The sequence below is a fragment of the Actinoplanes sp. NPDC049118 genome (genome assembly GCF_040648555.1).
Taxonomy (GTDB): Bacteria; Actinomycetota; Actinomycetes; order Mycobacteriales; family Micromonosporaceae; genus Actinoplanes.
Genome location: NZ_JBEZDY010000044.1, coordinates 24,043 through 50,096, shown reverse-complemented (window position 1 = coordinate 50,096; position 26,054 = coordinate 24,043). Strand labels below are relative to the sequence as shown.

Annotated in this window: 21 protein-coding genes, 1 tRNA gene and 1 pseudogene; 9 read left to right on the top strand and 14 right to left on the bottom strand. The window is 71.4% G+C overall.

The window, feature by feature from the left end; genetic code table 11:
• The 4 genes from AB0B58_RS40435 to AB0B58_RS40420 all read left to right on the top strand — a co-directional run.
• On the top strand, positions 1 to 895 hold an 895-nt coding region (locus AB0B58_RS40435), incomplete at its 5' end, for a glycosyltransferase family 2 protein (RefSeq protein ID WP_360236024.1).
• The gene (locus tag AB0B58_RS40430; protein WP_360236021.1) at positions 892 to 2,841 is read left to right on the top strand and encodes a galactose oxidase-like domain-containing protein; all 1,950 of its coding nucleotides are present in this window, start codon (positions 892 to 894) and stop codon (positions 2,839 to 2,841) included. The genes AB0B58_RS40435 and AB0B58_RS40430, both read left to right, overlap by 4 nt.
• A gap of 54 nt (positions 2,842 to 2,895) precedes the next feature.
• Positions 2,896 to 3,915, top strand: coding sequence for a glycoside hydrolase family 6 protein (locus AB0B58_RS40425; protein WP_360236019.1), 1,020 nt, complete (start codon positions 2,896 to 2,898; stop codon positions 3,913 to 3,915).
• A 459-nt stretch (positions 3,916 to 4,374) separates the two neighbouring features.
• Positions 4,375 to 4,713 carry a hypothetical protein gene (locus AB0B58_RS40420; protein ID WP_360236016.1) on the top strand — a complete coding sequence of 113 codons (339 nt, stop codon included), beginning with the start codon at positions 4,375 to 4,377 and terminating at the stop codon, positions 4,711 to 4,713.
• Between the two features lie 376 nt (positions 4,714 to 5,089).
• Here AB0B58_RS40420 and AB0B58_RS40415 read toward each other — a convergent pair.
• Together AB0B58_RS40415 and AB0B58_RS40410 are read right to left on the bottom strand one after the other, a co-directional pair.
• Positions 5,090 to 5,185 (bottom strand) — tRNA-OTHER (locus tag AB0B58_RS40415).
• Between the two features lie 25 nt (positions 5,186 to 5,210).
• Positions 5,211 to 5,942, bottom strand: coding sequence for a hypothetical protein (locus AB0B58_RS40410; RefSeq protein ID WP_360236013.1), 732 nt, complete (start codon positions 5,940 to 5,942; stop codon positions 5,211 to 5,213).
• Positions 5,943 to 6,064: 122 nt separating this feature from the next.
• On the opposite strand from AB0B58_RS40410, the gene AB0B58_RS40405 reads away from it, so the two are divergent.
• Positions 6,065 to 6,553, top strand: a complete 489-nt coding sequence (locus AB0B58_RS40405) for a YfbM family protein (RefSeq protein WP_360236010.1) — start codon at positions 6,065 to 6,067, stop codon at positions 6,551 to 6,553.
• 168 nt (positions 6,554 to 6,721) lie between these two features.
• Complete coding sequence (locus tag AB0B58_RS40400) at positions 6,722 to 7,210, top strand: GNAT family N-acetyltransferase (protein WP_360236007.1); 489 nt, start codon at positions 6,722 to 6,724, stop codon at positions 7,208 to 7,210.
• 108 nt (positions 7,211 to 7,318) lie between these two features.
• Here AB0B58_RS40400 and AB0B58_RS40395 read toward each other — a convergent pair.
• The 6 genes and pseudogenes from AB0B58_RS40395 to AB0B58_RS40370 all read right to left on the bottom strand — a co-directional run.
• Positions 7,319 to 7,399 (bottom strand): annotated as a pseudogene (locus AB0B58_RS40395) (pyroglutamyl-peptidase I); the annotation flags it as partial.
• Positions 7,396 to 7,848 carry a pyroglutamyl-peptidase I gene (locus AB0B58_RS40390; RefSeq protein WP_360236004.1) on the bottom strand — a complete coding sequence of 151 codons (453 nt, stop codon included), beginning with the start codon at positions 7,846 to 7,848 and terminating at the stop codon, positions 7,396 to 7,398. The gene AB0B58_RS40390 and the pseudogene AB0B58_RS40395, both read right to left, overlap by 4 nt.
• Before the next feature lie 31 nt (positions 7,849 to 7,879).
• On the bottom strand, positions 7,880 to 8,524 hold the full coding sequence (locus AB0B58_RS40385; RefSeq protein WP_360236001.1) for an anaerobic C4-dicarboxylate transporter family protein: 645 nt from the start codon (positions 8,522 to 8,524) through the stop codon (positions 7,880 to 7,882).
• Positions 8,525 to 8,605: 81 nt separating this feature from the next.
• The gene (ppk2, locus tag AB0B58_RS40380; RefSeq protein WP_360235998.1) at positions 8,606 to 9,472 is read right to left on the bottom strand and encodes a polyphosphate kinase 2; all 867 of its coding nucleotides are present in this window, start codon (positions 9,470 to 9,472) and stop codon (positions 8,606 to 8,608) included.
• Between the two features lie 16 nt (positions 9,473 to 9,488).
• On the bottom strand, positions 9,489 to 12,293 hold the full coding sequence (locus AB0B58_RS40375) for a cation-translocating P-type ATPase (RefSeq protein ID WP_360235995.1): 2,805 nt from the start codon (positions 12,291 to 12,293) through the stop codon (positions 9,489 to 9,491).
• A 185-nt stretch (positions 12,294 to 12,478) separates the two neighbouring features.
• Positions 12,479 to 13,012 (bottom strand): hypothetical protein, encoded by a 534-nt coding sequence (locus tag AB0B58_RS40370; protein ID WP_360235992.1) that lies wholly within the window; start codon positions 13,010 to 13,012, stop codon positions 12,479 to 12,481.
• Positions 13,013 to 13,192: 180 nt separating this feature from the next.
• Here AB0B58_RS40370 and AB0B58_RS40365 point away from each other — a divergent pair, with 180 nt between their 5' ends.
• Together AB0B58_RS40365 and AB0B58_RS40360 are read left to right on the top strand one after the other, a co-directional pair.
• Positions 13,193 to 13,678 carry a hypothetical protein gene (locus AB0B58_RS40365; protein WP_360235989.1) on the top strand — a complete coding sequence of 162 codons (486 nt, stop codon included), beginning with the start codon at positions 13,193 to 13,195 and terminating at the stop codon, positions 13,676 to 13,678.
• Positions 13,678 to 16,044 (top strand): M48 family metalloprotease, encoded by a 2,367-nt coding sequence (locus tag AB0B58_RS40360; RefSeq protein WP_360235986.1) that lies wholly within the window; start codon positions 13,678 to 13,680, stop codon positions 16,042 to 16,044. The genes AB0B58_RS40365 and AB0B58_RS40360 overlap by 1 nt, the downstream gene beginning before the upstream one ends.
• Before the next feature lie 8 nt (positions 16,045 to 16,052).
• On the opposite strand, the gene AB0B58_RS40355 is transcribed toward AB0B58_RS40360, so the two are convergent.
• The 6 genes from AB0B58_RS40355 to AB0B58_RS40330 form a co-directional block, all read right to left on the bottom strand.
• Entirely contained in the window at positions 16,053 to 17,267 is a 1,215-nt protein-coding gene (locus AB0B58_RS40355; RefSeq protein WP_360235983.1) for an MFS transporter, read from the bottom strand.
• Entirely contained in the window at positions 17,264 to 18,037 is a 774-nt protein-coding gene (gene narI, locus AB0B58_RS40350; protein WP_360235980.1) for a respiratory nitrate reductase subunit gamma, read from the bottom strand. The genes AB0B58_RS40355 and narI overlap by 4 nt, the downstream gene beginning before the upstream one ends.
• Positions 18,034 to 18,663, bottom strand: a complete 630-nt coding sequence (gene narJ / locus AB0B58_RS40345; RefSeq protein ID WP_360236030.1) for a nitrate reductase molybdenum cofactor assembly chaperone — start codon at positions 18,661 to 18,663, stop codon at positions 18,034 to 18,036. Before narJ ends, narI begins: the two co-directional genes overlap by 4 nt.
• Before the next feature lie 29 nt (positions 18,664 to 18,692).
• A complete protein-coding gene (narH, locus tag AB0B58_RS40340) occupies positions 18,693 to 20,375 on the bottom strand; it encodes a nitrate reductase subunit beta (RefSeq protein ID WP_360235977.1) in 1,683 nt (560 codons plus the stop codon).
• Positions 20,375 to 24,040, bottom strand: coding sequence for a nitrate reductase subunit alpha (locus AB0B58_RS40335; protein WP_360235974.1), 3,666 nt, complete (start codon positions 24,038 to 24,040; stop codon positions 20,375 to 20,377). Before AB0B58_RS40335 ends, narH begins: the two co-directional genes overlap by 1 nt.
• A gap of 470 nt (positions 24,041 to 24,510) precedes the next feature.
• On the bottom strand, positions 24,511 to 24,843 hold the full coding sequence (locus AB0B58_RS40330) for a hypothetical protein (protein ID WP_360235971.1): 333 nt from the start codon (positions 24,841 to 24,843) through the stop codon (positions 24,511 to 24,513).
• Positions 24,844 to 25,084: 241 nt separating this feature from the next.
• Between AB0B58_RS40330 and AB0B58_RS40325 the strand changes: the two genes are divergently transcribed.
• Positions 25,085 to 26,050: a zinc-binding dehydrogenase gene (locus AB0B58_RS40325; RefSeq protein WP_360235968.1), complete on the top strand. Its 966-nt coding sequence runs from the start codon at positions 25,085 to 25,087 to the stop codon at positions 26,048 to 26,050.
• Positions 26,051 to 26,054 lie beyond the last annotated feature (4 nt).

Below are 26,054 nucleotides of genomic sequence, written 5' to 3'. Positions count from 1 at the left end.
CAACGCCGTACGCATCTCCGCACTGCGCAGCATCGGCGGCCTGCAGGACTCCATCACCGAGGACATGGCCACCAGCCTGGTGATGCACAGTGGACACAACCCGGAGACCGGCAGGCGCTGGCGCTCGGTGTACACGCCCGACGTGCTCGCCGTCGGCGAGGGCCCGTCCTCGTGGACCGACTACTTCACCCAGCAGTACCGCTGGTCGCGCGGCACCGACGAGGTGGCCGTCACGTCCTTCGGCAAGGTCGTGCGCCGGCTCGGCGTACGCCGTTCGCTGCACTACGGGCTGCTGCTGTCCTACTACCCGCTGACCGCCCTGGCCTGGCTGCTCGGCGCCGCGAACGCCGCCTGCTACCTGGTACTGGGCGCCAAGGGCGTGCAGGTGCCACAGGAGGTGTGGCTGATGCTCTACGTCGACGCGGCCCTCTTCCAGATCGGCCTCTACGTCTGGAACCGCCGGCACAACATCAGCCCGCACGAGGAGGCCGGCTCGTCCGGCCTCGCCGGCATGCTGGTGTCCACGCTGTCCACGCCGATCTACGTGTCGTCTTTCGTCGGCGCCGTGCTGCGCCGGCGCAGCAACTTCGTGGTGACCCCGAAGGGCGACTCGGCCAGCCCGGACCGGCCGCACACCTTCCGGCAGAGCCTGCGCTGGGCGGCCTTCTTCGCCGCGCTGCTGGTCATCGCCCCGTTCGCCGGGCATGTGCACGGCGCGATGTGGGCGTGGCCCGCCCTCAACCTGTTCATCTGTCTCCTTCCGCCGGCCATCTGGCTGGTACAGGGCCGGCGTCGCCGCGGGGTCCCGCCCCGCCCCGCCGGATCCGACCGCCCCGGTGCCGACGTCGGCGCCACGACCGAGCCCGCCATCAAGCCCGTGGAGTCGTACGCATGAGTCCTCGTCCCCGTCCGACCGCGGCCCGCCGCCTGCTCAGCGGATTCGTCGCCCTGCTGGTCCTGACCGTCGTGGTCGTCGTCAACCGGCCCATGGTGGCCTTCGGCGCCGACACCCTGCACGAGTTCCAGATCAACCGGCTGTCCTACACGCAGAAGTACGGACACTGGTCGCGCCTGCCGGTGCCGGCCGACTTCCGGGTCAACGCGATCCACGCCGCCCTGCTGCGCACCGGCAAGGTGCTGATCGTCGCCGGCAGCGGCAACAACCGCGACAACTTCGAGGCCGGCACGTTCCGCACCGTGCTCTACGACCCCGCCCACGACAAGTTCACCGAGGTGCCGACCCCCACCGACGTGTTCTGCGCCGGGCACACCTTCCTCGCCAACGGCAACCTGCTCATCGCCGGCGGCACCAAGTCCTACGAGGTCCTCGAGAAGGACATCGACCACCCGGCCGGCGTCATGAAGATCAAGAACGAGTCGGCCGTCGGCGGCAACCGGTTCTTCCCCAAGGGCACCCGCCTGACCGGCAAGAACGGCCTTGTATACCTGACCCGTGCCGACGTGACGGTTCCCGCCGCCACCACCATGAAGCACGGCGACGCCGTGATGACCCACGCCGGCGAGGCCGAGGTCTGGGTCGACGCCGAGCTCGCCGGCGACACCGCCATCGTGCGGGGCCCGGCGCAGTACACCCTCGCCGGCCTCACCGGCGCCGATCGCCGCAACCTCTACGGCCTCGCTGACAAGATCACCCGGGAGAAGCAGGAATACGGCGGCGACAACACGTCCTACGAGTTCGACCCCGCCACCGAGCGCTACCTGCGCACCGGCGACATGGTGAAGCCGCGCTGGTACCCCACCCTGGCCGAGACCCCGAACGGTGACGTCCTCGCCGTCTCCGGCCTCGACGGGTTCGGCCGGATGCTGCCCGGCAACAACGAGCGCTACCTCACGGGGCAGCGGCGCTGGGTCGACGCGCCCGAGCTCAAGCGGGTCTTCCCCACCTACCCCGCCCTGCACCTCATGCAGGACGGCCGGCTCTTCTTCTCCGGCTCGAACTCCGGCTACGGCTCGGACACCGAGGGCCGCACGCCCGGTCTCTGGAACCTGACGAACAACAGGTTCCAGGTCGTGCCCGGGCTGCGGGACGCCCGGATGACCGAGACGAGCTCCTCGGTGCTGCTGGCACCGGCACAGGACCAGAAGGTCATGATCTTCGGCGGCGGCGAGGTCGGCGAGTCACCCGTGTCCACCGCCCGTACGGCCATCGCCGACCTCGACGAGCCGGCGCCGAAGTACCTGCCCGGCCCCGACCTGCCGGCGCCCGCCCGCTACCTGAGCACCGTGCTGCTGCCCGACGACACCGTGCTGACCACCGGCGGCTCGTCCGGTTACCGCGGCGGCGCGTACCGCGGCAAGACCCGCAGCGACCTGTTCAACACCCAGATCTACGACCCCGTCGACAACCGCTTCGCCGGCGCCGCCGACTCCACGATCGGCCGCAACTACCACTCGGAAGCGATCCTGCTCCCCGACGGCCGGGTCATCACCATGGGCAGCGACCCGCTGTACGACCCGACCGGCAAGAACCCCGGCACGTTCGAGCAGCGCGTCGAGGTCTACTCCCCGCCGTACCTGTACAAGGGCGACCGTCCCACCGTCGACGGCGGGCCCAGCTCCGTACAGCGGGGCACGACGGTCACGTTCGCCACCGCCGACGCGGCCGTCATCCGCAGCGCCCGACTGATGCGCCCCAGCGCCGTCACCCACGTCACCGACGTCGACCAGCGCTCCGTCGCCCTCGACATCACCCACGCACCGGGCGGGCTGGCCCTGTCCATCCCGAAGGCCAAGGGTCTCGTCCCCTCCGGCTGGTACCTGCTCTACCTCGTCGACGACAAGGGTGTGCCCTCCGTCGGCCGCTGGGTGCAGGTGCTCTGATCCATGCCCCGCCACGCCCGAGTGCCGCCACGCGTCCGCCGGCCACCGTTGTTGGTGGCCGCCCTGTGCGCCGTGCTGCTGCTCGGCGCGGCCGCCTGGTTCGTCCCGGGAGGGGACGGGACGAACCAGGCCGGCGGGCCGGCACCGGATCCGTCAGGGTCCGGTGCCGCCCCGGCCGGCCGGCTCGCCGGCTGGCCGCTGTTCGTCGAGCGGTCCGGCCTGGCCACCGATCACCTGCGTAGCCTCGAGGCCGCGAAGCGCACCGGCGAGGCCGCGGCGATCCGCCGGATCGCCGACCAGCCGACGGCCGCCTGGTTCGCCGACGACGCGCCCGGATACGCCGACCGCGCCGGCCGGCTGGTACGCGAGGCCGACGCCGCCGGGCAGGTCCCGGTGATCTCCGTGTACTTCGTGCCGGGGCGCGACTGCTCGGGACAGTCCACGGGCGGCGCCCCGGATGCCGCCGCGTACCAGCGGTGGGTCGGCGCCATCGCGGGCGCGCTGGCCGGTCACCGGGCGATCGTGGTGCTCGAGCCGGACGCGGTCGCCCAGGCCGCCGAGGGCTGCCTCGACGCGACCGCGGCGGCCGCCCGCTACCGGCTGCTCGGTGCCGCCGTCGACGCGTTCCGGGCCGTGCCCGGCGTGCGGGTCTACCTCGACGCCGGCAACCCGACCTGGATCGAGCCGGACCGGATGGCCCCGGCCCTGCGGGCCTCGGGCATCGACCGGGCGCACGGATTCGCCCTCAACGTCGCCAACTTCGAGCACACCGCCGACAACATCGCGTACGGGACCAAGCTGTCGGGCCTGCTCGGCGGCGCGCACTTCGTCATCGACACCAGCCGCAACGGCAACGGGCCGGCACAGCGGGGCGCCGGCGACCGGCACTGGTGCAACCCGCCCGGACGCGCCCTGGGCGCGGCGCCCACGGTCGAGACCGGACACCCGCTCGTCGACGCCTACCTGTGGATCAAACGGCCGGGCGAGTCGGACGGCGCCTGCACCGCGGGGGCCCCGGCGGCCGGCCAGTGGTACGAGCGGTACGCCCTGGAGCTGGCGGGTCACCGGGGCTGACCCCGGTAGCGGTGACGAGGCCCGGTCTGCCGCGGGGCTGACCGGTCGCGGCTTATGCCGCCGAGCGTAGAAGGACACTGCCTCCCGACCATCCGTACGGGTGACGGCGATGCCCGGCACCTCGGAAGACCCGCCCTCCCTGGGGTGCAGGCCTTCGTCACGACAGCGGCAGCGGTACGCCGATCGGGCAGACCACACCGCCCATGTCGCTTACCGGCTGGCGGCGCCACCACCGCTACCGTGTGCGATGCCCTGTCGACTCTACGTAGGAGATCCGCGATGGCCCTCCCCGGCATCACTCCGATCGCTGCCGCCGCCCTGCTCGCCTTGACCGCATGCAGCGCCGGCCCTGAGCCGACCGCGGCACCCCCGCCCGCAGTAACCACCGCAGCCATCCCGGCCACCGCCATGAGCTCGCGGTCAGCCGCCGCATCACCCACGCCGTCACCGACCCCGACAATGACCCGCAAGCAGGCGTGCACGCAGGCCGCCGAAGCCGCGGTTGACTGGGTGCACCTGATCTCCCGCTTCTCCGAAGACCCGTCCGGTGCCAGCACCGACGCTTCCGAGTTCGAGGACCTCTCAACAAAGATCGGGGAGGCGCTGCCTCACCTGCCCAAGGACACCAAGGCCGCAGCCGAGAAGCTCATCGACCCCCTTGACGCCATCTACGGCGTCCTGGTCACGGGCGAGAACACCACGATCGAGTTGGAGAACGCCCGTAACGCCGTCCCTGATGCAATGCAGTGCGCCGGCAAGGGCAGCCTCAAGGGCTACCAGTCGCAATGGGAACAGTGACTCGACGCAGATGCGGGCCGGCGACGCCCCGTACCGGGTGGACCGGGCCGGTCACAGCCGGGAGTTCGACACTCGGGCAAGCCAGGCTGCGAAGGGTGAGTGGTGACGAGGCCCGGGGATATGGCCAATCCCCGGGCCTCTGGATACCACCGAATTGCACACACCAGCACGTTTAAGGGCCTGGATCATTCGTCACGACATCGGGTTTTGCCATTAAACTACCGCCGCTCGAAGCGCGGCGGACCGGACTTGAACCGGCATCCGCTGTCATCGTCCGTACCCGGTCGACCTGGTGATCGGTGGTGAATGCTGACATTGGAGCGATAGTCTGAGTCTCATACCGGCTGCCTCTGCCAGTTGGGCTACCCCCGCGCGGTGGTGCGGGGGGCGGGACTCGAACCCGCACTGTCACCGGTGGATTCAGCTTCAGCCTCAGCTGTCAGCTTTCGCGCCGTTTCCGGCGCACCCCCGCGCTCCCACGGGGGAATCAGTGGCGGCTACCCGAACAGGTAGCCGAAGACGGCCGCGCCGACCCGCTGGTCGGCGACCTCCGTGTTGTTGGCCTCCTCGCGCGCGAACTTGACCGCGGTCTGCAGCGCCAGCACCCGGTCGAGGATCTCGTTGACCCGCTTGGCCGGCAGCGCGCCCGAGAACTTCACGGTCGTCCAGTAGCCGACGGTGACGTCCTCGTAGTAGACCTCGACCTGTGCGGGGTGCTTCTCGGTCGCCTCGGCCTTGACGTGGTTGCGCGGCACCTTGCGGGTGCGGTTGGTCCGCACCGGCTCCGTGCGCCAGCTGTCCGTGGAATCGTCACGCAGCCAGGACTCGGCCGCATCGAGCACGGGCAGCTTCTTCACGAACGTGTGGAGGTCGACGAGCTGCTTCTCCAGGAACAGCAGGTACGTCACGGGCACCTGGGCGGCGATGGTGCGTCCGTCGACCACCACGTCGGCGCGGGCCACGCAGTTCGTCCAGTCCTTCGTCGCGGTGACGTCGAACAGCCGGGTCAGCGTGCCCGCGACACCGCGCAGGATGTCCTCGGCCTTGATCTGCACCCGCGTCGACTCGGCGGGCAGCTGCTCGCCCTCCTCGTCCTTCGGCTGGTACGTCCGGGAGATGCCGGCGAGCGGGCCGGTCTTCTGCACGGCGTGGTGAGCCTCGCTCAGGTCGGCGAACGACTTGCTCTTGACGCCCTTCTCCACGGCGATGATCTGGTTGAGCTTCGGCACGGTGTCCCCTTTCGGCGTGGGGAACCGTAGCACCCGTCGATCATTGTCTCCGACCCCTTTTCCACCGCATTCCGGGGTTGCGACGGAACATCGGCGGCGGCCGGCGCCGTACGATTCCGTACATGTTGGGAGTGCACTTCGCGATCACGCCCGGCCAGGAGCGCGCCCTGCTCGAGGCGGCCGACAGCGGCGACAATGACGCGGTCGCCGGGCTCATCGAGGACATCGAGGAGTCCTGGGACGACGACCAGCTGAAGGTCGACACCGACAAGGCCTGGGACGCGATCCACCGCTGTCTGACCGACGGCACGCTCGATCCCGACGGCGGCGAGTACCCGCTGTCGCATGCGGTGCTCGGTGGCCGGCACCTCCACGACGACTACTACGCGGTCTACGTCAAGGCCGCCGAGGTGCGGGACCTGGCGCCCGCCCTGCACGACATCGACCGTGAACGGCTCCGGCGGCGGTTCGAGGCGATCGACGACCCGGACTACCGCGGCACGCTGGACGACGACGACTTCGGTTACACCTGGACGAACTTCGTCGACGTCCGGGCGTTCTACGACCGCGCCGCCGAGGGCGGGCTCGCGGTGCTCTTCACCGCCGCCTGAGGCGGGCGATTCCAGCAGGTGGACGCCGGGATCCGGTTCTGGACGGTGCAGTGGCGGGAGCTCGGGGTCCTGCTCGCCCCGGCCGCGGGACCTCGTGGTTCTCCCCCTGGTGGATCCGGCGCAGGCTCACGTAGGCCTGCGGGTGCGCGGCCTTGAGAGAATGCCCGGATGAGCAGCGCGGACGGTGTGGTGCAGGTGGCCGAGGCCCGCGGAGCGGACGCGGTGACGCAGTCCGCCGGGATCTGGGCCCGCGCGAAGGCACGCCGCGACGACGACCCGGAGCCGGCCGGCGTCGAGGAGACCGTCCCCGGCATCCAGCGACGCCTCGCCATCGACGGGGCGAGGCTGCTCCTGGCCCGGAGCGACGGCCACCCGGTGGGTTTCGCCGTGTTCGCGCCCCGCCCGCAGGCTCTGGAGCTCTTCTATCTCGGCGTGGACCCTCCGGCCTGGGGCGGCGGCGTGGGGAGCCGGCTGCTTGTCGGCGTGGCGGACCACGCGCGGGCGATCGGCCGGGAGCGGCTCGAGCTGTGGGTGATCGACGACAATGAGCGGGCCATCCGCGTCTACGAACGATCGGGCTGGGCCGGCACCGCGACGGTGAAACGGGATCCGTCCTCGGGACGGCTCGAACGGCGTTTCGTCCGGCATGTTCGCTGATCTGTGGGTGGCGCCGCCGACGCTGTGCTCGTCCGGCTTGTCGCGGTACTCCTCGATCGCGGCGGTCAGCGCGGTCGCCAGGTCCTCGATGCTGAGCGCCGGCTGGTTCGGCTTGTCGGCGACCTGCTGGGCGATGTACGGCACGTGGACGAAACCGCCCCGCTTTCCGGGGAACTCGCGATCGATCATGTACAGGATCTGGTACCGATGTGATTGCAGACGTAGGTACCGGCGGTGTTCGAGACGGCGGCCGGGACGCCGGCCCGCCGAATGGCCGTGACCATCGCCTTGACCGGCAGTGAGCTGAAGTAGGCCGGCGGGCCGTCGGCGCGGATCGGGGTGTCGATCGGCTGGTAGCCGTCGTTGTCGGCGATGCGCCCGTCGTCGAGGTTGATCGCGACGCGCTCCGGGTTGACCCCGAACCGCCCGCCCGCCTGCCCGACGCTGACCACCACGTCCGGATCGTGCTCCACGATCACGTCCCGGACGAATTCCGGCGAGCGGGCGAACGACGTGGGAATCCGCACCTTGACGATCTCGGCGTCCGCGACCCTCTCCGGCAGGCGCTTCACCGCCTCCCAGGACGGGTTGATCGGCTCGTGCTCGAACGGATCGAAGCCGGTTACCAGGATTCTCATGGCGTCTTCCCTCGTAAGTGGTTGCGCGGGATCAGAAGAAGATCGCGCCGATCGCACCGCCGGCGGCCACCGTGGTGACCGAGAGAACCAGGTTCGGCACGAAGTAGCTGTGGTCGACCAGCTTCGTTCCCAGCTTCGTGGTTCCCGAGAGGTCGAAGTTCGCTCCCGCGATCTGCGGGCCGCCGGTGGGCAGCGCGTAGACGCCGGCCAGGCCGATCGGGACCATCGTCCGCGTCGCGACCGACTGGCTGGTCGTGAGCGCCACGACGATGAAGACCGAGACGGCGAAGGAGGGCCGAAGGCCGGAGAAGGAGGGCCGAAGGCCGGAGAACAGCCCCAGCACCACGATCAGCAGGACGCCGGTCAGGAACGCCAGGGCGGAGTTGCGCCCCTGCCTGGTCGCCGTCAGGCCCGCCGAGACCGGAGAGGCGGCGAGCGCGATGCCCGACTGTACGACCGCGACCGTCATCGGCCGCGACGGGTGGATCCCGTGCCGGTAGGACACGTCGTAGATCACCGGCATCAGGGGGTAGAGGATGTTGCTGGTACCCGCTCCGATGGTGAAGGCGAACGCGGTCAGCGGCGCGATCAAGGTGATCTGCCGCGGGTGGCGCTCGATGATGTGCGCGGCTTCTATCTCGATCCCCCTCGGCCCGCGCCGCCTACCGTTGGGCACACGATCACGCCCGCGCCACGCGCGGGGATCATCCGAAACGGATGATCGATCGGCGAACCCCGGCCCGGGGCATCGTGCCGCTCAGTACGGCGTGGGGATGTGCCGGACCATCAGGTGATCGGCGTCGTAGCCGTGCGCCTTCTGCCGTTTCGGCAGGCTCACGTCGCGGTGCACCAGCGGGGTGTAGGGGATGCTGCTCAGCAGGTGGCTGATGACGTTGAGCCGGGCCCGCTTCTTGTCGTCGCTGTGCACCACGTACCAGGGCGCCCAGGGCGTGTCCGTGGCGCGGAACATCTCGTCGCGGGCGCGGGCGTAGTCGTACCAGCGGCTGTACGACTGAAGGTCCAGATCGGACAGTTTCCAGACCTTGCGCGGGTCGTTGATGCGGCTCTCCAGGCGGCGGGTCTGCTCGTCGGGTCCCACCTCGAGCCAGTACTTGAGCAGGATGGTCCCGGAGTCCACGATGGCCCGCTCGACGTCGGGTGCGGCCTTCAGGAACTGCTTGACCTGGTCCTCCTCGCAGAAACCCATCACCCGCTCGACGCCGGCGCGGTTGTACCAGCTCCGGTCGAAGATGACCACGTCGCCGGCGCCGGGCAGGTGCGGCACGTACCGCTGCAGGTACAGCTGCGACCGCTCGCGCTCGCTCGGCGCGGGCAGGGCGACCACCCGGAACACCCGGGGGCTCACCCGCTCGGTGATCGCCTTGATGGTGCCGCCCTTGCCGGCCGTGTCGCGTCCCTCGAAGAGGATGCAGACCTTCGCACCGGTGCTCTTCACCCACTCCTGCATGGCGACGAGCTCGCCGTGCAGGCGGCGCAGCTCGCTGAGGTACTTCTTGCGCTTCATCGGGGGTTGCGGCTTCTCGCCGTCCCCACCGGACACCAACTCGGCCAGCAGGCCGGTCTCGTCGGCCCGGTGGTCGGTGGTCGGCTGGTGCTTGCCCATGTCGCTCCTTCGTTGATCAGCCGGCTGCCGTCGCGTCGTCCGGCCGCGCGCGCTGCGGTTCGACGGCCCGGCGGACGTCGAGCTCCGCCCGGGGCGAACGCGAGCGACGGATCCACTTGACCGTCTCGACGACCGCCGGCAGCGCCAGCGCGAGCCCCAGGCAGGCAAGCCACTGCGGGCCGGTCAGCGGCTGGGTCAGCATGCTGTGCCGCAGGTAGTCGACCTGGGTGGCCAGTGCGACGAGGAAGACGGTGATGAGGCCGATCGCCGTTGCCTTGAGGATCGGCGGGCCCAGTCCGGTGGCCGGGTCCCGGCGGTTGGTCAGCGCGTTGCAGACCGTGCCGAGCCCCATCACCACGAACGACATGGTCAGCGCGGCGCTGGGTGCGGTCGTGCTCGGCTCGTCCGGGCCGGCGACGAGCGGCACCAGGGCGGCCACGAACAGCACGGAGGCGTAGAGCAGCCAGAGCAGGACGGCGCCGCGGTTGGTGATGGTGACCCGCGGATCGCGCGGCGGCCGCTTCATGACCTCGGGATCGCCCGGGTCGACGGCGATGATGATCACGCCGACCACGGTCGCGCAGAACAGCAGGTAGAGCACCATCGACGGGGTCAGCGCCACGCCCTGGTTGATGTTGAACGCGGTGGCCGCGACGAACAGCAGCACGAGCCCCAGCAGCTGCGTCATCTGGAACCGGACGTACGCCACGATCTTGTCGTAGACCCGCCGGCCGATCTCGACGGCGTGCACGAGCGTGCCGAAGTTGTCGTCGGTGAGGATCATCCGGGCGGCCTGCTTGGTGACCTCGCTGCCGCTGCCCATCGCCACGCCGATGTCCGCCTGCTTCAGCGCCGCGGCGTCGTTGACCGCGTCGCCGGTCATCGCGACGATCAGGCCCTGCTCCTGCATTGCGCGGGCGAGCCGCAGCTTGTCCTGCGGCGAGACGCGGCCGAAGACGTGCAGCTGCGGCAACCGCCGGGTCAACTCCTCGTCGGAGAGGGCCTGCAACTCGGGACCGCTGATCCCGCCCGGCCCGAGGCCGAGCGTCTCGCCGATGGCCTGCGCCGTGACCGCGTGGTCGCCGGTGATCATCCGGACGTCGATGCCGGCGCGCAGCGCGATCGCGACGGCCTGCTTGGCCTCGGCGCGCAGCGGATCCACGATTCCGACCATGCCGACGAAGCCCAGCCCCTCGGTGAGCGACATCGGGTCGGCGGCCACCGCCGGGAGTTCGTCCGGCTCGATGAACCGCGCGGCGAACGCGAGCACCCGCAGGCCCCGGCCGGCCATGCGCTGGTTGGCCGCCTCGACGGCGCCGCGGGCGTCCGCGATCGGCGACCGCGCGTCGCTCAGCGGCCCACCGGCCCAGCCGCAGCGGGCCAGCACGACGTCCGGCGCGCCCTTGACCAGTTCGATCACGCGTTCGGTGCCGTCCACCTGGATCCGGTGGAAGGTGGCCATGAACTTGTAGTCGGAGTCGAACGGCACCTCGGCCAGGCGGGGATAGGCGCGCCGGGTCTCCTCGGCGTCGACGCCGAGCTTGGCCGCGAGCACCACCAGGGCCGCCTCGGTCGGATCGCCGACCACCGCGCCGTCGTCGCGCACCGTGGCGTCGCTGTCCAGGGCCACGCCCATGGCCAGCCGGGTGAAGTCCGGCACCGGCGTACCGGCGACCGACGTGATCCGGCCGGACTTGCGGTAGCCCTCGCCCTCGACGGAGTACCAGGTGCCGTCGGCGTAGATGACCGACACCATCATCTCGTTCATGGTGAGGGTGCCGGTCTTGTCGGTGTTGATCACGCTGGTGGCGCCCAGCGTCTCCACGTCGGTGAGGTTCTTGACCACGGCCTTGGCCTGCGCCAGGTCCTTGGCGCCGGCGGACAGCAGGCCGGAGACGAACGCCGGCATGCCGGTCGGGATGGCCGAGATGGCCATGGCGGTGCCCAGCAGCATCAGCTCGTCGAGCCCCATGCCGCGCAGCCAGCCCACCACGACGATGAAGGCGACCGCCGTCCAGGCGACCACGCCCAGCACTTTGGTGAGCGAGTCGAGTTCGCGCTGCAGCGGCGACCGCGTCCGGGTCACCCCGGTCAGCAGGGTCGCGATCTGGCCCATCTGGGTGCGCATCCCGGTCTCGGTGACCACCATGGCGGCCGTTCCGCGGGTGACCGAGGTGTTCTGGAACGCCATGTTGGCGCGGTCGCCGAGCGCGACGTCACCGGGCGGCAGGGTGGCGGCGTTCTTGGCCACCGGCGCGCTCTCCCCGGTCAGCGCGGCCTCCTGGGTCTCCAGGGTGGCCGCGCGCAGCAGGCGCCCGTCGGCCGGCACCAGGTCGCCGGCCTCGAGGTGCACGACGTCGCCGGGCACCAGGTCGACGGCTGGGACGATCACCGTCTCGTCGTCACGGAGCACCCGGGCCTCGGGCACCTGCATCCTCGACAGGGCGTCCACGCTGGCCCGCGCGGTCAGTTCCTGGCGGACGCCGAGGATCAGGTTCAGCGCGATGAGCAGGCCGACGATGACGGCCGTGGACACCTCGCCGATGGCGAGGCTCACCGCCACGACGGCGATCAGCATGAGGTTCATCGGGTCGCGCAACAACTGCAGCGTGATGGCCCACACCGACGGCGGCTTCTCGCGGGCGATCTGGTTCGGTCCGTACCGCGACAGCCGGGCGGCCGCCTCGGCGCGGCTCAGCCCGTGCCCGGCGTCGCTGCCCAGCGCGGTCAGCACGGCGGCGGGGTCCCGTGCGTACCAGGTCTGCTGCCCGCCGGTCGTCTCGGACGGATTCTGCTCGATGATGCTGGTGCCGTTGGTCACTGAGGTGCCCCCTCGCAGTGTCGGCAGGGTGGGTCCCACCGGCATGCCCGCCAAGAGTCACCCGAAAGTGGCGGGCGCTCCTCATCCGGCTGGGATGGTTTCCGGACCGGCCGGAAGGGCGGATCATCGGCGGGGCGGGCACCGGGATTCCGGCGCCGCTCCCCCGCTGATGCCCGGTTCCCGGCCTACTCGGCGCTGGCGTTCTTCGCGTCCTGCTCGATCGCGGCCGTGTCCGCCTCGAGCCGGCGGGCCTCCACCTTCGCCGCGCGCTTCATGGCCCGCTCGACCTTGGCGCCCATGTCGGAGACCGCCACGACCACCAGCCCCGCCTGGCCCTCGTCGAGATGCTCGCCGAGGTCCTTGAGGTCCTTGCGGCTCATCCCCGCCGCCGCATGGCCCGCCACGGACCCGAGCACGGCCCCACCGGCCGCGGTCGCCGCCAGCAGGCCGCCGCCGATGGCCGCGAACGGGAACAGCGCGACGACCAGGCCGGTGGCGAGCCCGACCCCGCCGCCCAGCACCCCGCCGACCCGGGTCGGCGTCTCGTGCTTCTTGACGATCTTCGTCTTGCCGTCGGTGCGCCGCTCCACCACGGCGGCGTCGTAGGCGTCGATCAGCCTCGCCTCGGTATGCAGGTCCTTCACCAGCTCGTAGTCCGCCTCGGCGGCTGCGACGTTGGGGTACACCCCGACGAAGACCATGAACGTGTCGATAGCCATGCTCGTCCCCTATCCGGCCGATCTTCCTGTCCACCGATGACAATGGCCCGGCAAAACGGACACCGCCTCACTCCCGGCAGATGAAAAGCGACAGGAGGTGACCCCGCTCGGACGACGGCGGTACCCATCGAGCACTGACTATGCTGATGCGCCTGGGATCCGTTGCGCCGGAGGTACCCGATGAGTGCTGATCTGGACGAGAAGCTGGTACGCGAGCTGGCGGAGCCGCTGGTCGCGGAGTTCTCCCCCGCCGAGCAGGGCGACCTGTTCCTGGTCCTCAGCGACGCGTACTTCGCCGATCCGCACGGGTTCACCCGCCGGGACCGGGACAAGGCCATCGGGCCGCTGGCGTTCGGCCTGCCGGAGCTGACCGTGCTGCTCACGCCGGTGCTGCTCGCGGCGATGAACGAGACGGTCCGCTACCTGGTGGAGAGCGCCGCCGCGCAGGGCACCAGGGTCACCGCCGCGGCCCTGCGGCGGCTGTTCAGGCGGGGCCCGGCCGGGAGACCGGGCCCGGAGCCGGAGCTCGTGCTCACCGCCGAGCAGTGGTCGCAGGTCCGGCAGATCGTCCAGCGGGTCGCGCTCAAGGGTGGCGTGCCCGCCGACCAGGCCGAGCTCATCGCCGCCGCCGTCGCCGGGCAGGGCCGGACGCGCGACGGATCGTGATGCCGACCGCGGCCGACCGCGGTCCGGGCACCGCGCCGACCGCATCGCTGTTGCGCTTCCTGCTGCTCATCGCCGCCGTGGTGGCCACCAGCGGACTCGCCCTCATCAGCATCTATCTCCTCCTCCCGGACAGGGCGGCCCGCCTCAGCCGGACCATCGATGCGTGCCTGGCCGACCCCGGCCGCCAGTCGGCGCTGGCCGCGGCTGACGTCGACAGAATCAACGCGGCCAGCCGGCGCCTGCAGGCGTGCACGAATCCGGTCATGCTCGATTGGGCGGCATTCGTCGGCGTGGGCCTGGTGTTGCTGTTCGGCGCGGCCACCGCCGTCTACCTCACGCATCCGTGGTGGATCGTCCGACGACGGCGGCTCAGGCGGCTGACGGCCGATCGGCAGAGCTCCCTGGTCGGTGACCTGGACCGGCTCAGTCGACAGACGGGGCTGCCCCGCACGCCGGACTGGCGACTCGCGCCGTACGCCGCAACCGCCGGCGGCCAGGCGTTCGGTCTTCCGTGGCACCGGTACGTCCAGATCGACGCCGGGCTGGTGGTACTGCGGGCGACGAGGCCCGCGGAGTTCCGCGCCGTGGTGCTGCACGAGCTGGCTCACCTGCGCAACCGGGACGTGGACAAGACCTACTTCGCGGTCGGCATCTGGAGGGCGTTCGCCGTCGTCGTGCTGCTTCCGTACCTCGTACTCATGCTGCATCCGCGCCTGCTCGCGGCGCCGCTGGACTGGCGCTGGGACGAGTTCCCGTTCGCGGTCGACCCGGTCCGCGACGCGCACCGGCTCGGTTCCCTGGCCGCGCTGACCGCGATGGTGTACCTGACCCGCAACGCCATCCTGCGGGTCAGGGAGACCCATGCGGACGCGACGTCCGCGGCGGTCGACGGCGCCGGCAGCGCGCTCTCCACGGTGCTCGGCCGGCTGCCCGCACCGCCGGCGTGGCGCCGATGGGGCACCCACCCACACCCGCAGCGCCGCCTGGACGCGGTCCGCGACCCCGGCCTGCTGTCCACGGCCGGCTTCTGGGAGCCGGCCGGCGTCGGCATCGCGGCCGGCGTGGTCTGCGCCAACGTCGGCCTCCTGGCCGGCACGATCATCCTGGTCGACAGCGGTCTGGCCGTGTCGGCGGTGGGGCTGGTCGTGGGCGGGCCGGCGGCCGGGCTGCTCGCCGCCGCGATCTGGCGGACCACGGCGCGGGATCCGGCGGCGACGCCGTCGTGGCGGACGTGGCTGCTGTACCCCGTCGCCATGGTCGGCGGCTACCTGGCCGGATCGTTGCTGAACCTGCGTGAGGCGGCCGCCTCCGGACTGTCGACGGGCCTGTCGTCATCGCTCGTCTCGACGTCGGTGCTGGCGATCGGCGCGGTGTTCCTGGCCGTCTGGGCCACGTCGGCGACCCGGGGCGTGCTCGGCCGGCCCGACCCGCCACGCTGGGCGATGCCGGCCATCGTCGCGATCACGGTCCTGGTGGGCGCGGTCTGGTTCGCCGTGTGGTTGCGCGCCGCCCAGCTCGAGGCCGGCTTCGCCGACGGGTGGGGCGGCCCGCCCGCGGCCGGCGCGCAGATCGGATGGTACGCATGGACGACGGCGATCACCGGTGCCGACTACGGGCCCATGAATCTGCTGGTGTTCAACCCGTTCACGCTGCCCGGCCTGATGCTGATGTGGCTGGTACCCGTGCTGGCCGGTCTCGGCCGCCGCCCGCGGTACCCGCTGAGCCCGGCATTCATCTGCGCCGCGACCTGCGGGACGGGCCTGGCCGTCGCCGTTGCGGCGCTTCCGTTCGCGACCAGGCGGGTGCTGCCCGGCTGGGTGCGGGCGGCGGACGACGGCGGAGTCCCCTTCGTCACCGTCTACGACAACGCCACCCTCGCCCTGGCCTCCGTCGCCGTCGCCGTCGCAATGACCGCGGTGGCGACCCGCCGCGGGCCGCACCGGCCGGTACTGGTCGTACTGACCGCCTGCCTGACGACGGTCGTCGCCGCGGCCGTGGTCACCTACGTCGCCGGTCCGGTCGCCTGCTACGCCGACGTCGCGGGGACCTCGCCGCCGAACTCGTCGTGCCTCGACGGTGCGACCGTGCGGCGGCTCAGCACCCGCGCACACTGGATAATGCTGCAGGCCGTCCTCGTCGCGGTTCCCGCCCTGGTCACCGGCAGCGCGGTCGCCGCTCTGCACCGCCGGTACCGGGCCCGGCGCCCCCCGGAAACCGCCGGTGAACCGGCGATCGCCGGGCCGGCCCGGACCCCGGTACCCGCGGCCGGCGTCGTGCTGGGGCTGCTCGCCGCGGCCATCGTGTTCCTGTCCGCGCTGATCGTGCCCACGGCCTACCGCGTCTGGCTGGAGCTTGCCCTGGGCTGACGCGGTCCTCAGCCGGCGTCGGGGCGGCGCGCAAGGCCGCTCATCTTCACGGCGGTGTAGACGGCTGCCGCGAGGGCCACGTCGGACAGCAGCATGAGTCCGATGGCGTAGGAGCCCTCGATGCCGTACACCCAGCCCATGATCAGGGGTGGCACGAAGCCGCCGAGCCCGCCGGCGGCGCCGACGACACCGGTGACGGTACCGACCTTGTCGGCCGGGGCGACCTTGCCGACGAGGGCGAACACGGCGCCGCTCGCCGCGCCCAGCAGGCCCGCCAGGCCGAGGAAGGCGATGGTGGCGACGGGCACCAGCGCCGGCTGAAACGCCTGGACGACGGCGAACGCGGCGGTACCGCCGAAGCACCAGACGAGTACCGGCACCGGGTGGAACCTGTCGGACAGCCATCCGCCGATCGGCCGGGCGACGACGGCGAGGACGACGAAGCCGGCGGTGCGCAGCGCGGCGTCGTTGGCGGTCAGACCGTAGACGGTGCCCAGGTACGCGGGCAGATAGACGCTGAAGGCGACGAAGCCGCCGAAGCCGACGGCGTAGAGGAAGCACAGCTGCCAGGTCACGGCGAGCCGGCCGACCGCGGCGGTGCGCGCCAACGCCGAGCCCGCAGGCCGCTGCCGGTCGGGCGCATCGCGGATGAACAGGAACGCCACCACGGCGTAGCCGGCGAGGATCGCGGCGACGAGCAGGAACGGGGTGTTCATCCCGTAGGCCTCGGCGAGCTTGACGGTGGTGAAGTTGGCGATGGCGGTGCCGCCCATGCCGATGCCGAAGACGCCGATGGCGAAGCCCCTGCGCGCGGGCGGGTACCAGCCGGACACCAGCGGCACGCCGACGGCGAACGAGGTGCCGCCGATGCCGAGGAAGAACCCGGTGACGATCAGCGCCGGGTACGTCGACACTACGGTCAGGGTGAGCACCGGCACGATGGTGGCGAGGCTGACGACCGGGAACATGATCCGGGCGCCGTACCGGTCGGTGAGCGCGCCGACCGGGATCCGGCCGAGCGAACCCACCACGACGGGCACGGCGACGAGCAGGGACTGTGCGGCGAAGCTGAGACCGAGGCGTTCCTTGACGCCGGGGCCGAGCGGGCCGAGCAGCGCCCACGCCCAGAAGTTGACCATGAATCCGGCGGTGGCCAGCGCAAGGTTCAGCGTGGCCGCATGCCCCGTCGTCGTCACGGGGCCGGACTTGACGGTCGTCGTCATCGCCGACCCCGGGAGTCGAGCCGGCCGGTCTTGGGACGCAAGGCCGGCGCGCGCGGCGGGCCCTCCCATCCGGGACGTGCCGGGCGTAGGCCGGGCCGGGTGTCGCGGCTGCGGTAGACGACGTACGGGCGGGTCAGATAGCCGACGGGCGCGCTGAAGGCATGCACGAGGCGGGTGAACGGCCAGAACGCGAACAGCGCGAACGCGGCGATGACGTGGATCCGGAAGCTGACCGGTACGCCGGCCATGACCTGCGGATCGGGGCTGAGGTAGAACAGTGAGCGGAACCACGGCGCGACGGTCTCGCGGTAGTCGTAGCCGTCGCCGATGACGTTGGCCCGCACCGTCGCCAGCAGCCCGAGGACGATCACCGTGGCTAGTACCAGGTACATGGCCTTGTCGTTCCTGGTGGTGGCGGCGAACACCGGGCCGGTCAGCCGGCGGCGGGCGATGAGGATCGCCATGCCGATCAGGGTGCAGCATCCGGCGACGGTGCCGACGAACACGGCCGTCAGGTGGTAGGCGTGCTCGGTGATGCCGACCGCCTCGGTCCACGACTTGGGGACGAGCAGCCCGCCGATGTGCCCGACGAGGACCATGAGTACGCCGAAGTGGAACATCGGGCTGCCCCAGCGCAACACCGCCGACTCGTACAGCTGCGAGGAGCGGGTGGTCCAGCCGAACTTGTCGTAGCGGTAGCGCCAGACGAGCCCGCCGACGAGCACGCCGACGGCCAGGTACGGGTAGACGACCCACAGCAGGGTGTTCATCGGCGACCTCCGGTGGTGTCGACGGGGCCGAACGGTTCCAGCCCGACCTGCTCGACCGGCGGCCCGGTCCGGGCCAGGCGGATCGCGGCGGCGACGTCGCCCGGCCGCGCGGGCGGCAGCATCGCCCGGACGGCCTCGATGACGTGGCGGTAGACGGAGTCCTCGGTGTCGAGGGCCTTGGCCAGCAGGTCGAGGCCGACGCGGTTCTCCCGCAGCAGCCGCCACCCGTCGTCGGCGGCGGCCGCGAGGTCGAGCACGGCCGGCAGGTAGTCCGGCAGCTCGCCGTCGACGACGCGCAGGCCGGCGGCCTTGTACGCCGCGGCGAACAGCACGAGGGCCTCACCGCGCTTGCGGGTGTCGCCGGCGGTGTAATAGGTCAGGTGCAGGCAGCAGCGGCGGCGGAAGTCGAACAGCTCCACGTACGCGGCGACGAGCCGCGCCGGATCGGTGTGGCCACGGTCGTGGGCGACCAGGCGCAGTGGATGGGCGACGGCGGCCGGCAGGCCGTCGAGTGCGGCCGTCAGGGTCGGCAGGATCGCCAGCATGTCCTGGTCCGGGTAGCGCAGCAGCAGCGACGCGGCGCGGGCGGCGACGGCCCGCCAGGCCGGCTCAGCGTCGCATGCCACGCCGGGTTCGGCGGCCTCGCTGGTCGCCGTCACGGCTCGCCTCCGTCCTTCCTCGGCGGGAACAGTCCGTCGGGGCGGCCCTTGCCGTCCCAGTTGAGCAGGTTGACCCGGGCCTCCCGGTCCTCGGGCGCGGCGACCGAGTCGGCGGTCTGCCGCTCGCGCAGCATGTGGAAGGTCTCGACCCCGATGGGCGCCGGGGTACCGGAGGACTCGCCGAACGGTCCCTGGCCGTAGGGACCGCCGCCGCCCATGCCGGGGCCGCCCTCGTAGTCGAGACTGCACTCGGTGGCGAGCTGTTCGAGCTGGTGTGCGTCCTCGGCGTGCGCGGCCGGGATGACGTACCGCTCCTCGTACTTGGCGATGGCCAACAGGCGGTACATGTCGTCCATCTGCTGTCCGGTCATGCCGACGGCGCTGGCGAGCGACTCGTCGCGTTCCTCGCCGAGGTTGATCCGCCGCTGGTAGGCGCGCATCGCGGCGAGGCGTTGCAGGACCGAGGTCACCGGGCCCGGGTCGCCGGCGGTGAACAGCCCGGCGAGGTAGTCGACCGGGATGCGCAGGGCGTCGACCGCGCCGAACAGGTTGTTCAGGTCCTCACCGTCGTGGCCGGTGTCGCGCAGGATGTCCACGACCGGGGACAGCGGCGGGATGTACCAGACCATCGGCATGGTCCGGTACTCCGGGTGCAGCGGCAGCGCCACCTCGTACTTCATGATCAGATCCCAGATGGGTGACCGCTGCGCCGCGGTGATCCAGTCGTCCGGGATGCCCGCCGCCCGGGCCGCGGCGGCGACCTCGGGGTCGTTGGGGTCGAGGAACACCGACCGCTGTGCCTCGTACAGTGCGCGCTCGTCCTTGACGGCCGCGGCCGGACCGACCCGGTCGGCGTCGTAGAGCATCAGGCCGAGGTAGCGCAGCCGGCCGACGCACGTCTCGGAGCAGATGGTGGGCTGCCCGATCTCGATGCGGGGAAAGCAGAACGTGCACTTCTCGGCCTTGCCGGTGCGGTGGTTGAAGTAGATCTTCTTGTACGGGCAGCCGGTGACACACATCCGCCAGCCCCGGCAGCGGTCCTGGTCGACGAGCACGATGCCGTCCTCGGCGCGCTTGTAGATCGCCCCCGACGGGCACGACGCGGCGCAGGACGGGTTGAGGCAGTGCTCGCAGATCCGGGGAAGGAAGAACAGGAACGCCTTCTCGTACTCCTGGCGTACCTGATCGGACAGGTTGCGCAGTATCGGGTCGCCGGCGGCGATCTCGTTGCCGCCCGCGAGGGAGTCGTCCCAGTTGGCCGACCAGGTGACCTTGGTGTCCTCGCCGGTGAGCAGCGACTTCGGCCGGGCGACGGGCGTATCGGTGCCGCCGGCGGGCGCGGTGAGCAGGTGCTCGTAGTCGTAGGTCCAGGGCTCGTAGTAGTCCTGCATGGCCGGCAGCTTCGGGTTGGCGAAGATGCTGAGCAGCTTCCTGATCCGGCCGCCGGCGCGGGGCTTGAGCCGCCCGGTGCGGGTACGGGTCCAGCCGCCCTGCCACCTCTCCTGGTCCTCGTACGTGCGCGGGTAGCCCTGCCCGGGGCGGGACTCGACGTTGTTGAACCACACGTACTCGACGCCGGAGCGGTTGGTCCACGCCTGCTTGCACGTGACCGAGCAGGTGTGGCAGCCGATGCACTTGTCGAGATTCATCACCATCGACATCTGGGCCATGACTCGCATCAGTACTCGACCTCCTGCGATCGGCGGCGGATGACGGTTACCTCGTCACGCTGGTTGCCGGTCGGGCCGAGGTAGTTGAACGCGAACGACAGCTGGGCGTAGCCGCCGATGAGGTGACTCGGTTTGATCAACAGCCGCGTCAGCGAGTTGTGTATCCCGCCGCGACGCCCGTTGACCTCGGCCTTCGGCACATCGATCACCCGCTCCTGCGCGTGGTACACGTACACCGTGCCCTCGGGCATCTTGTGGGTCACCACGGCGCGGCAGACCACGACGCCGTTGCGGTTCACCGCCTCGATCCACTCGTTGTCGGTCACGCCGATCTTCGCCGCGTCGGCCTCGCTCATCCACATCGTCGGCCCGCCCCGCGACAGGGTGAGCATGATGAGGTTGTCCTGGTACTCGGAGTGGATGGACCACTTCGAGTGCGGGGTCAGATAGCGGACGGTCAGCTCGAGTTCGCCGTTGCCGCCCAGCCGCGGCTCGCCGAACAGCTTGTGCATGTCCAGCGGCGGCCGGAACACCGGCAGCTCCTCGCCGAGCTCCTGCATCCAGTCGTGGTCGAGGTAGAAGTGCTGCCGGCCGGTGAGGGTGTGCCACGGCTTGAGCCGCTCGACGTTGATGGTGAACGGCGAGTAGCGGCGCCCGCCGTGTTCGCTGCCCGACCACTCCGGACTTGTGATCACCGGCACCGGCCGGGACTGGCAGTCGGCGAAGCGGATCTGTTTGCCCTCGTGCTCGGCGGACATGTCGGCCAGCTTCCGCCCGGTACGCCGTTCGAGGAAGCGGAAGCCCTCGGTGGCGACCCGGCCGTTGGTGGTGCCGGCCAGGGCGAGGATCGCCTCGCAGGCCCGGATGTCCGTGTCCAGGCGGGGCCGGCCGTCGGCGACGCCGCCGCGCACGGTTCCGTTGACCTGCCTGAGGAATTCGACTTCCGGACCGACGTCGACGGTGACCGCCTTGGTGGTGGTGCCGAGCCGGTCGAGCAACGGCCCGAGCGCGCCCAACTTCGCGCCGATCGCGCCGTAGTCGCGCTCCACGACGACGAATTTCGGCATCGTCCGGCCCGGGACCGCGTCGGCCTCGCCGGTCTTCCAGTCCCGCACGACCCCGCCGGGCGTGGCCATCGCGTCGGGTGTGTCGTGCAGCAGCGGCGCCGCGACCAGGTCCTTGCGTACACCCAGGCGCGGGCCGGCGAGCTCGGAGAAGACCTTGGCGATGCCGTGGAACGCGTCGAAGTCGGTGCGGGTCTGCCACGGCGGGCTGATCGCCGGGGTGAAGGCGTGGATGAACGGGTGCATGTCGGTGGTGTTCAGGTCGTGCTTCTCGTACCAGGTGGCGGCGGGAAGCACCACGTCGGAGAAGAGCGTGGTGGAGGTCATCCGGAAGTCCAGCGACAGCAGCAGATCGAGCTTGCCCTCGGGGGCCTCGTCGTGCCAGACGACGTCCCGCGGCCGCTTGTCCGGCGCGGTCTCCCGCGCGCGCAGGGACGAGTCCGTGCCCAGCAGGTGGCGCAGGAAGTACTCGTTGCCCTTGGCCGAGGAGCCGAGCAGGTTCGCCCGCCACACCGTCAGCACCCGCGGCCAGTTCCGCTCCGCGTCCGGGTCGGTGCAGGCGAACCCGAGCCGGCCGTCGACCAGCTCCCGCGCCACGTAGCCGGCGGGGTCGTCCGGATCGGCGGCCACGGCCTCGTCGGCGACGTCGAGGGGATTGCGGTCGAAGGTGGGCATCGACGGCATCCAGCCCAGCCGCGCCGACTTGGCGAGCAGGTCGGCGGTGTGCCTGCCGGTGAACTCGCCCTTGGCCAGCGGCGAGGTGAGGACCTCGGCGTTGTACTGGTCGTAGCGCCACTGGTCGGTGTGCAGGTACCAGAACGCGGTGCCGATCATCTGCCGCGGCGGGCGTACCCAGTCCAGCGCGAAGGCCAGATGCGACCAGCCGGTCACCGGCCGGCACTTCTCCTGCCCGACATAGTGCGCCCAGCCGCCGCCGTTGACGCCCTGGCAGCCGGTCAGCGTCGTCAGCGCCAGCATCGCCCGGTACGTGGTGTCGGAGTGGAACCAGTGGTTCGTACCCGCACCCATCAGGATCATCGACCGGCCGCCCGAGCGTTCGGCGTTGTCGGCGAACTCCCGGCCGATCCGCGCCACCGCGTCCGCCGGCACACCGGTGATCGGTTCCTGCCACGCCGGGGTGTACGGCACCTCCGGGTCGTCGTAGCCGGTGGGCCAGACCCCCGGCAGTCCGGGACGCGACACGCCGTACTGCGCGAGCATCAGGTCGTAGACGGTGGTGACCAGCTTCCCCGCCACCCGTGCCGTCGGGACCCCCCGGTGCATCAGCTCCGGCGTGTCGTTGTCGAAGCGCGGCAGCGCCACCTGCACCGCGGCGCCTCCCGCGCAGCCGAGCCGGGGAACGATCGCGCCGAGATCGAGGTTCCATCTGCCGGCCCCGGCCTCGCCGAACCGGTCCCCGAGCGACCCGTTCGGCACCGCCGGCGCGTCGGTCGCGGTATCCCACACCACGGGCCGGAACGCCGCCTCGGCGCCGGTCTCCCCCAGATCGGCGGCGGTGACGAACTTGCCGGGCCGGTAGCCGCCGCCGTCGACCGGCTCCAGCGTGATCAGGTACGGCAGGTCGGTGAACCGCGAGACGTAGTCGGCGAACCGCGGCGTGCTCCGGTCGACGAAGAACTCCTTGAGGATCACGTGGCCCATCGCCATCGCGAGGGCGCCGTCGGTGCCGGGCTGCGCCGGCAGCCACTCGTCGGCGAACTTCACGTTGTCGGCGTAGTCCGGCGACACCACGACGACCTTCTGCCCGCGGTAGCGGGCCTCGGCCATCCAGTGCGCGTCCGGGGTACGGGTGACGGGGACGTTGGAACCCCACATCACCAGGTACGAGGCGTCCCACCAGTCGCCCGACTCGGGCACGTCGGTCTGGTCGCCGAACATCTGCGGCGACGCCACCGGCAGGTCCGCGTACCAGTCGTAGAACGACAGCATCGACCCGCCGATCAACGAAAGGAACCGGGCACCGGTCGCGTGCGACACCATCGACATCGCCGGGATCGGCGAGAAACCCGCCACCCGGTCCGGTCCGTGCCGCGCGATCGTGTGCACATGGGCGGCGGCTACCAGCTCCTGCGCCTCGTCCCAGCTCACCCGCACCAGTCCGCCCTTGCCGCGGGCCTGCTGGTAGCGGCGCCGGCGCGCCGGGTCGGCCTGGATGTCGGCCCAGGCGGCGACGGGGTCGCCGCCCAGGCGCCCCTTGGCCTCGCGGAACATCTCGACGAGCACACCCCGCGCGTACGGGTAGCGCACCCGCGTCGGCGAATACGTGTACCAGGAGAAGGCCGCACCGCGGGGGCAGCCCCGCGGCTCGTACTCCGGCCGGTCCGCGCCGACGCTGGGATAGTCGGTCTGCTGCTGCTCCCAGGTGATGATGCCGTCCTTGACGTACACCTTCCACGAGCACGACCCGGTGCAGTTCACGCCGTGCGTGGAGCGCACCACCTTGTCGTAGGACCAACGGTCCCGGTAGAACGCGTCCGCCTCCCGCCCGCCGATCTGATGCAGCGTCCGACCGTCGGCGGACACCTCCGCCCGCCGCACCAGCCCGCCCACCGCCAGCAGCGCCCGTCCCGCACCATCGGTCGCGCCCATGTGCCTCGTTCCCCCAGCCCGTGACCCTTGTGATCACGTCTGCGCCCGCGGCGTGCCGCTGCGTCTCGACACGTGATCCGGACCCCACTGCACTCCGATCCTGCCGGAACCGCAGGGGCCGAAGGTCCCGATTCGACAGGTCGGCCGGGCCGCGGGACGTCATACCAGACCGGGCGATGAAGGGCGCCGCATTCACGCGAACGCTCCGGCGGTGGGTGCGTTCGGTAGGGTCCGGGGGATGACGGCCGTCCGGGGTTGAACGCCCGCTGGCGTTTCTCGATGTGGACGGCCCGCTCATCCCGTTCAGGGCCCGGCCGACCGCAGGCACGCGCGCCGGGAGGTCCGAGTCCGGGAACCCTCTGCTAGACCGGCTCGCGCCGCGCGACGGCCTCGATGAGGTCGCCCTCGATCAGCTCGGAGTTACGCCAGGAGAACTCCAGCGCCTGGCGGGAGACGTGTGTTGGACGCCGTCACCCGTCCACATCGATCGCCGGCGCCAGGAAGGGAATCCCCTCCGGGGTCCGCCGGATGATCTCCACGTACGGCCTGCGGATGCGGCCGTCGCGTCGAAAGATCCAGACGTCGCCGTCGTGCGGCTCCCGGAACGCGTCGAGACGCCACCGGCCGGTCGCCCTCTCGAGCGCCCACGTCTGATGGCTGACCCGCATCGTCTCCGCCGTGGCCGGCTTGACCTTGCCGTCGTGCACGGAATAGAAGTCGCAGTCGTCGAAGCGGGCGGCGACCCCGTCGAACCCTGCGGACGGAACGGCGATCTCCACATCGCCGTGCGGGCGGGTCTGCACGCCGAGAACAGATCGAGCGCCCAGCCGGCGGCCACGCACCAGGGCGGCTCGATGCCGGCGAGGCGGTCGGCGATCACCCGCGGACTCCACGCCTCCCACGCGGCGAGGTCAGGCGTCATCAACGGACCATAACCGTCGGGGCCCGGCACCGCGAAACACCCGCACGGGCGACGGCTTGACCTCAACCTCGGTTGAACTTGAACACTGGCCGGGACGCTGTCCCAGGTGAAGGGTGTTCCGTATGCGCGCGATTCAGGTGGCCTCGTTCGGCGGCCCGGAGGTTCTGACCCCCGCGGAGCTGCACGATCCGGTAGCGGGGCCCGGCCAGGTCGTCGTCGGCATGGCGGCCGCGGACGTCATCTTCCTCGACACCCTGCTGCGCAGCGGCTGGGGCCAGGACTTCTTTCCGCGGACGCCGCCGTACGTGCCGGGTGGCGGCGGTGCGGGCTCCGTGGTGGAGGCCGGCGAGGGGGTCGACCCGGCGTGGATCGGCCGCCGCGTGGTCGTGCGCGCCGAGGCCGGGTACGCGGAACGGGTCGTCGCGGAGATCGGTGCGATCGTGCCGGTGCCGGACGGGCTGTCCACCGAGGCTGCGGCGGCGCTGATGCACGACGGCGCGACGGCGCTGCTGATGGACCGGCTCGGCGGGCCGGAGAAGGGCGAATGGGTGCTGGTCTCGGCGGCCGCCGGCGGTGCCGGATCGCTGCTGGTCCAGCTGGCCGTCGAGGCCGGCGCCCGGGTGGTGGCGGCCGCGTCCAGCGACGCAAAGCTGGCGCTGGCCCGCAAGCTGGGTGCGGAGGTCGTCGTCGACTACACGCGCCCGGACTGGGTCGCCCGGGTGCGCGAGGCGACCGGCGGCGGCGCCGCGCTGGTCTACGACGGCGCGGGTGGACCGCTCGGCACGGCCGCGCTGAACGCGGTCGCCGACGGCGGCAGGTTCGTCACCTACGGCACCGCCGATGGTTTCGCCGCCCCGGACCCCGAGTCGGCCGCTCGCCGCGGCATCCGGGTGCACGCCCCGCTGCTGGACGGCCCGCCGGACCCTGCGACCGTACGCGAATATCTCGGTCTGGCACTGGAGCGTGGGGCGCAGGGACGCCTGGTGCCGGCGATCGGCGCCACGTATCCGCTGGAGCGGGCCGCCGACGCACACCGCGCGCTGGCCGCGCGCACCACGATCGGCAAGTCACTGCTGCTGATCGGTTGAACCG

Bases quoted from the DNA above. Each gene is read 5' to 3' on its own strand.
- AB0B58_RS40370 (WP_360235992.1), bottom strand. From the start codon at position 13,012: ATGGCTATCGACACGTTCATGGTCTTCGTCGGGGTGTACCCCAACGTC.
- AB0B58_RS40355 (WP_360235983.1), bottom strand. From the start codon at position 17,267: ATGACGACGACCGTCAAGTCCGGCCCCGTGACGACGACGGGGCATGCG.
- AB0B58_RS40420 (WP_360236016.1), top strand. From the start codon at position 4,375: ATGACCCGCAAGCAGGCGTGCACGCAGGCCGCCGAAGCCGCGGTTGAC.
- AB0B58_RS40405 (WP_360236010.1), top strand. From the start codon at position 6,065: ATGTTGGGAGTGCACTTCGCGATCACGCCCGGCCAGGAGCGCGCCCTG.
- narH (WP_360235977.1), bottom strand. From the start codon at position 20,375: ATGCGAGTCATGGCCCAGATGTCGATGGTGATGAATCTCGACAAGTGC.
- AB0B58_RS40430 (WP_360236021.1), top strand. From the start codon at position 892: ATGAGTCCTCGTCCCCGTCCGACCGCGGCCCGCCGCCTGCTCAGCGGA.
- AB0B58_RS40390 (WP_360236004.1), bottom strand. From the start codon at position 7,848: ATGAGAATCCTGGTAACCGGCTTCGATCCGTTCGAGCACGAGCCGATC.
- AB0B58_RS40365 (WP_360235989.1), top strand. From the start codon at position 13,193: ATGAGTGCTGATCTGGACGAGAAGCTGGTACGCGAGCTGGCGGAGCCG.
- AB0B58_RS40400 (WP_360236007.1), top strand. From the start codon at position 6,722: ATGAGCAGCGCGGACGGTGTGGTGCAGGTGGCCGAGGCCCGCGGAGCG.
- AB0B58_RS40325 (WP_360235968.1), top strand. From the start codon at position 25,085: ATGCGCGCGATTCAGGTGGCCTCGTTCGGCGGCCCGGAGGTTCTGACC.
- AB0B58_RS40335 (WP_360235974.1), bottom strand. From the start codon at position 24,040: ATGGGCGCGACCGATGGTGCGGGACGGGCGCTGCTGGCGGTGGGCGGG.
- ppk2 (WP_360235998.1), bottom strand. From the start codon at position 9,472: ATGGGCAAGCACCAGCCGACCACCGACCACCGGGCCGACGAGACCGGC.
- narI (WP_360235980.1), bottom strand. From the start codon at position 18,037: ATGAACACCCTGCTGTGGGTCGTCTACCCGTACCTGGCCGTCGGCGTG.
- AB0B58_RS40360 (WP_360235986.1), top strand. From the start codon at position 13,678: ATGCCGACCGCGGCCGACCGCGGTCCGGGCACCGCGCCGACCGCATCG.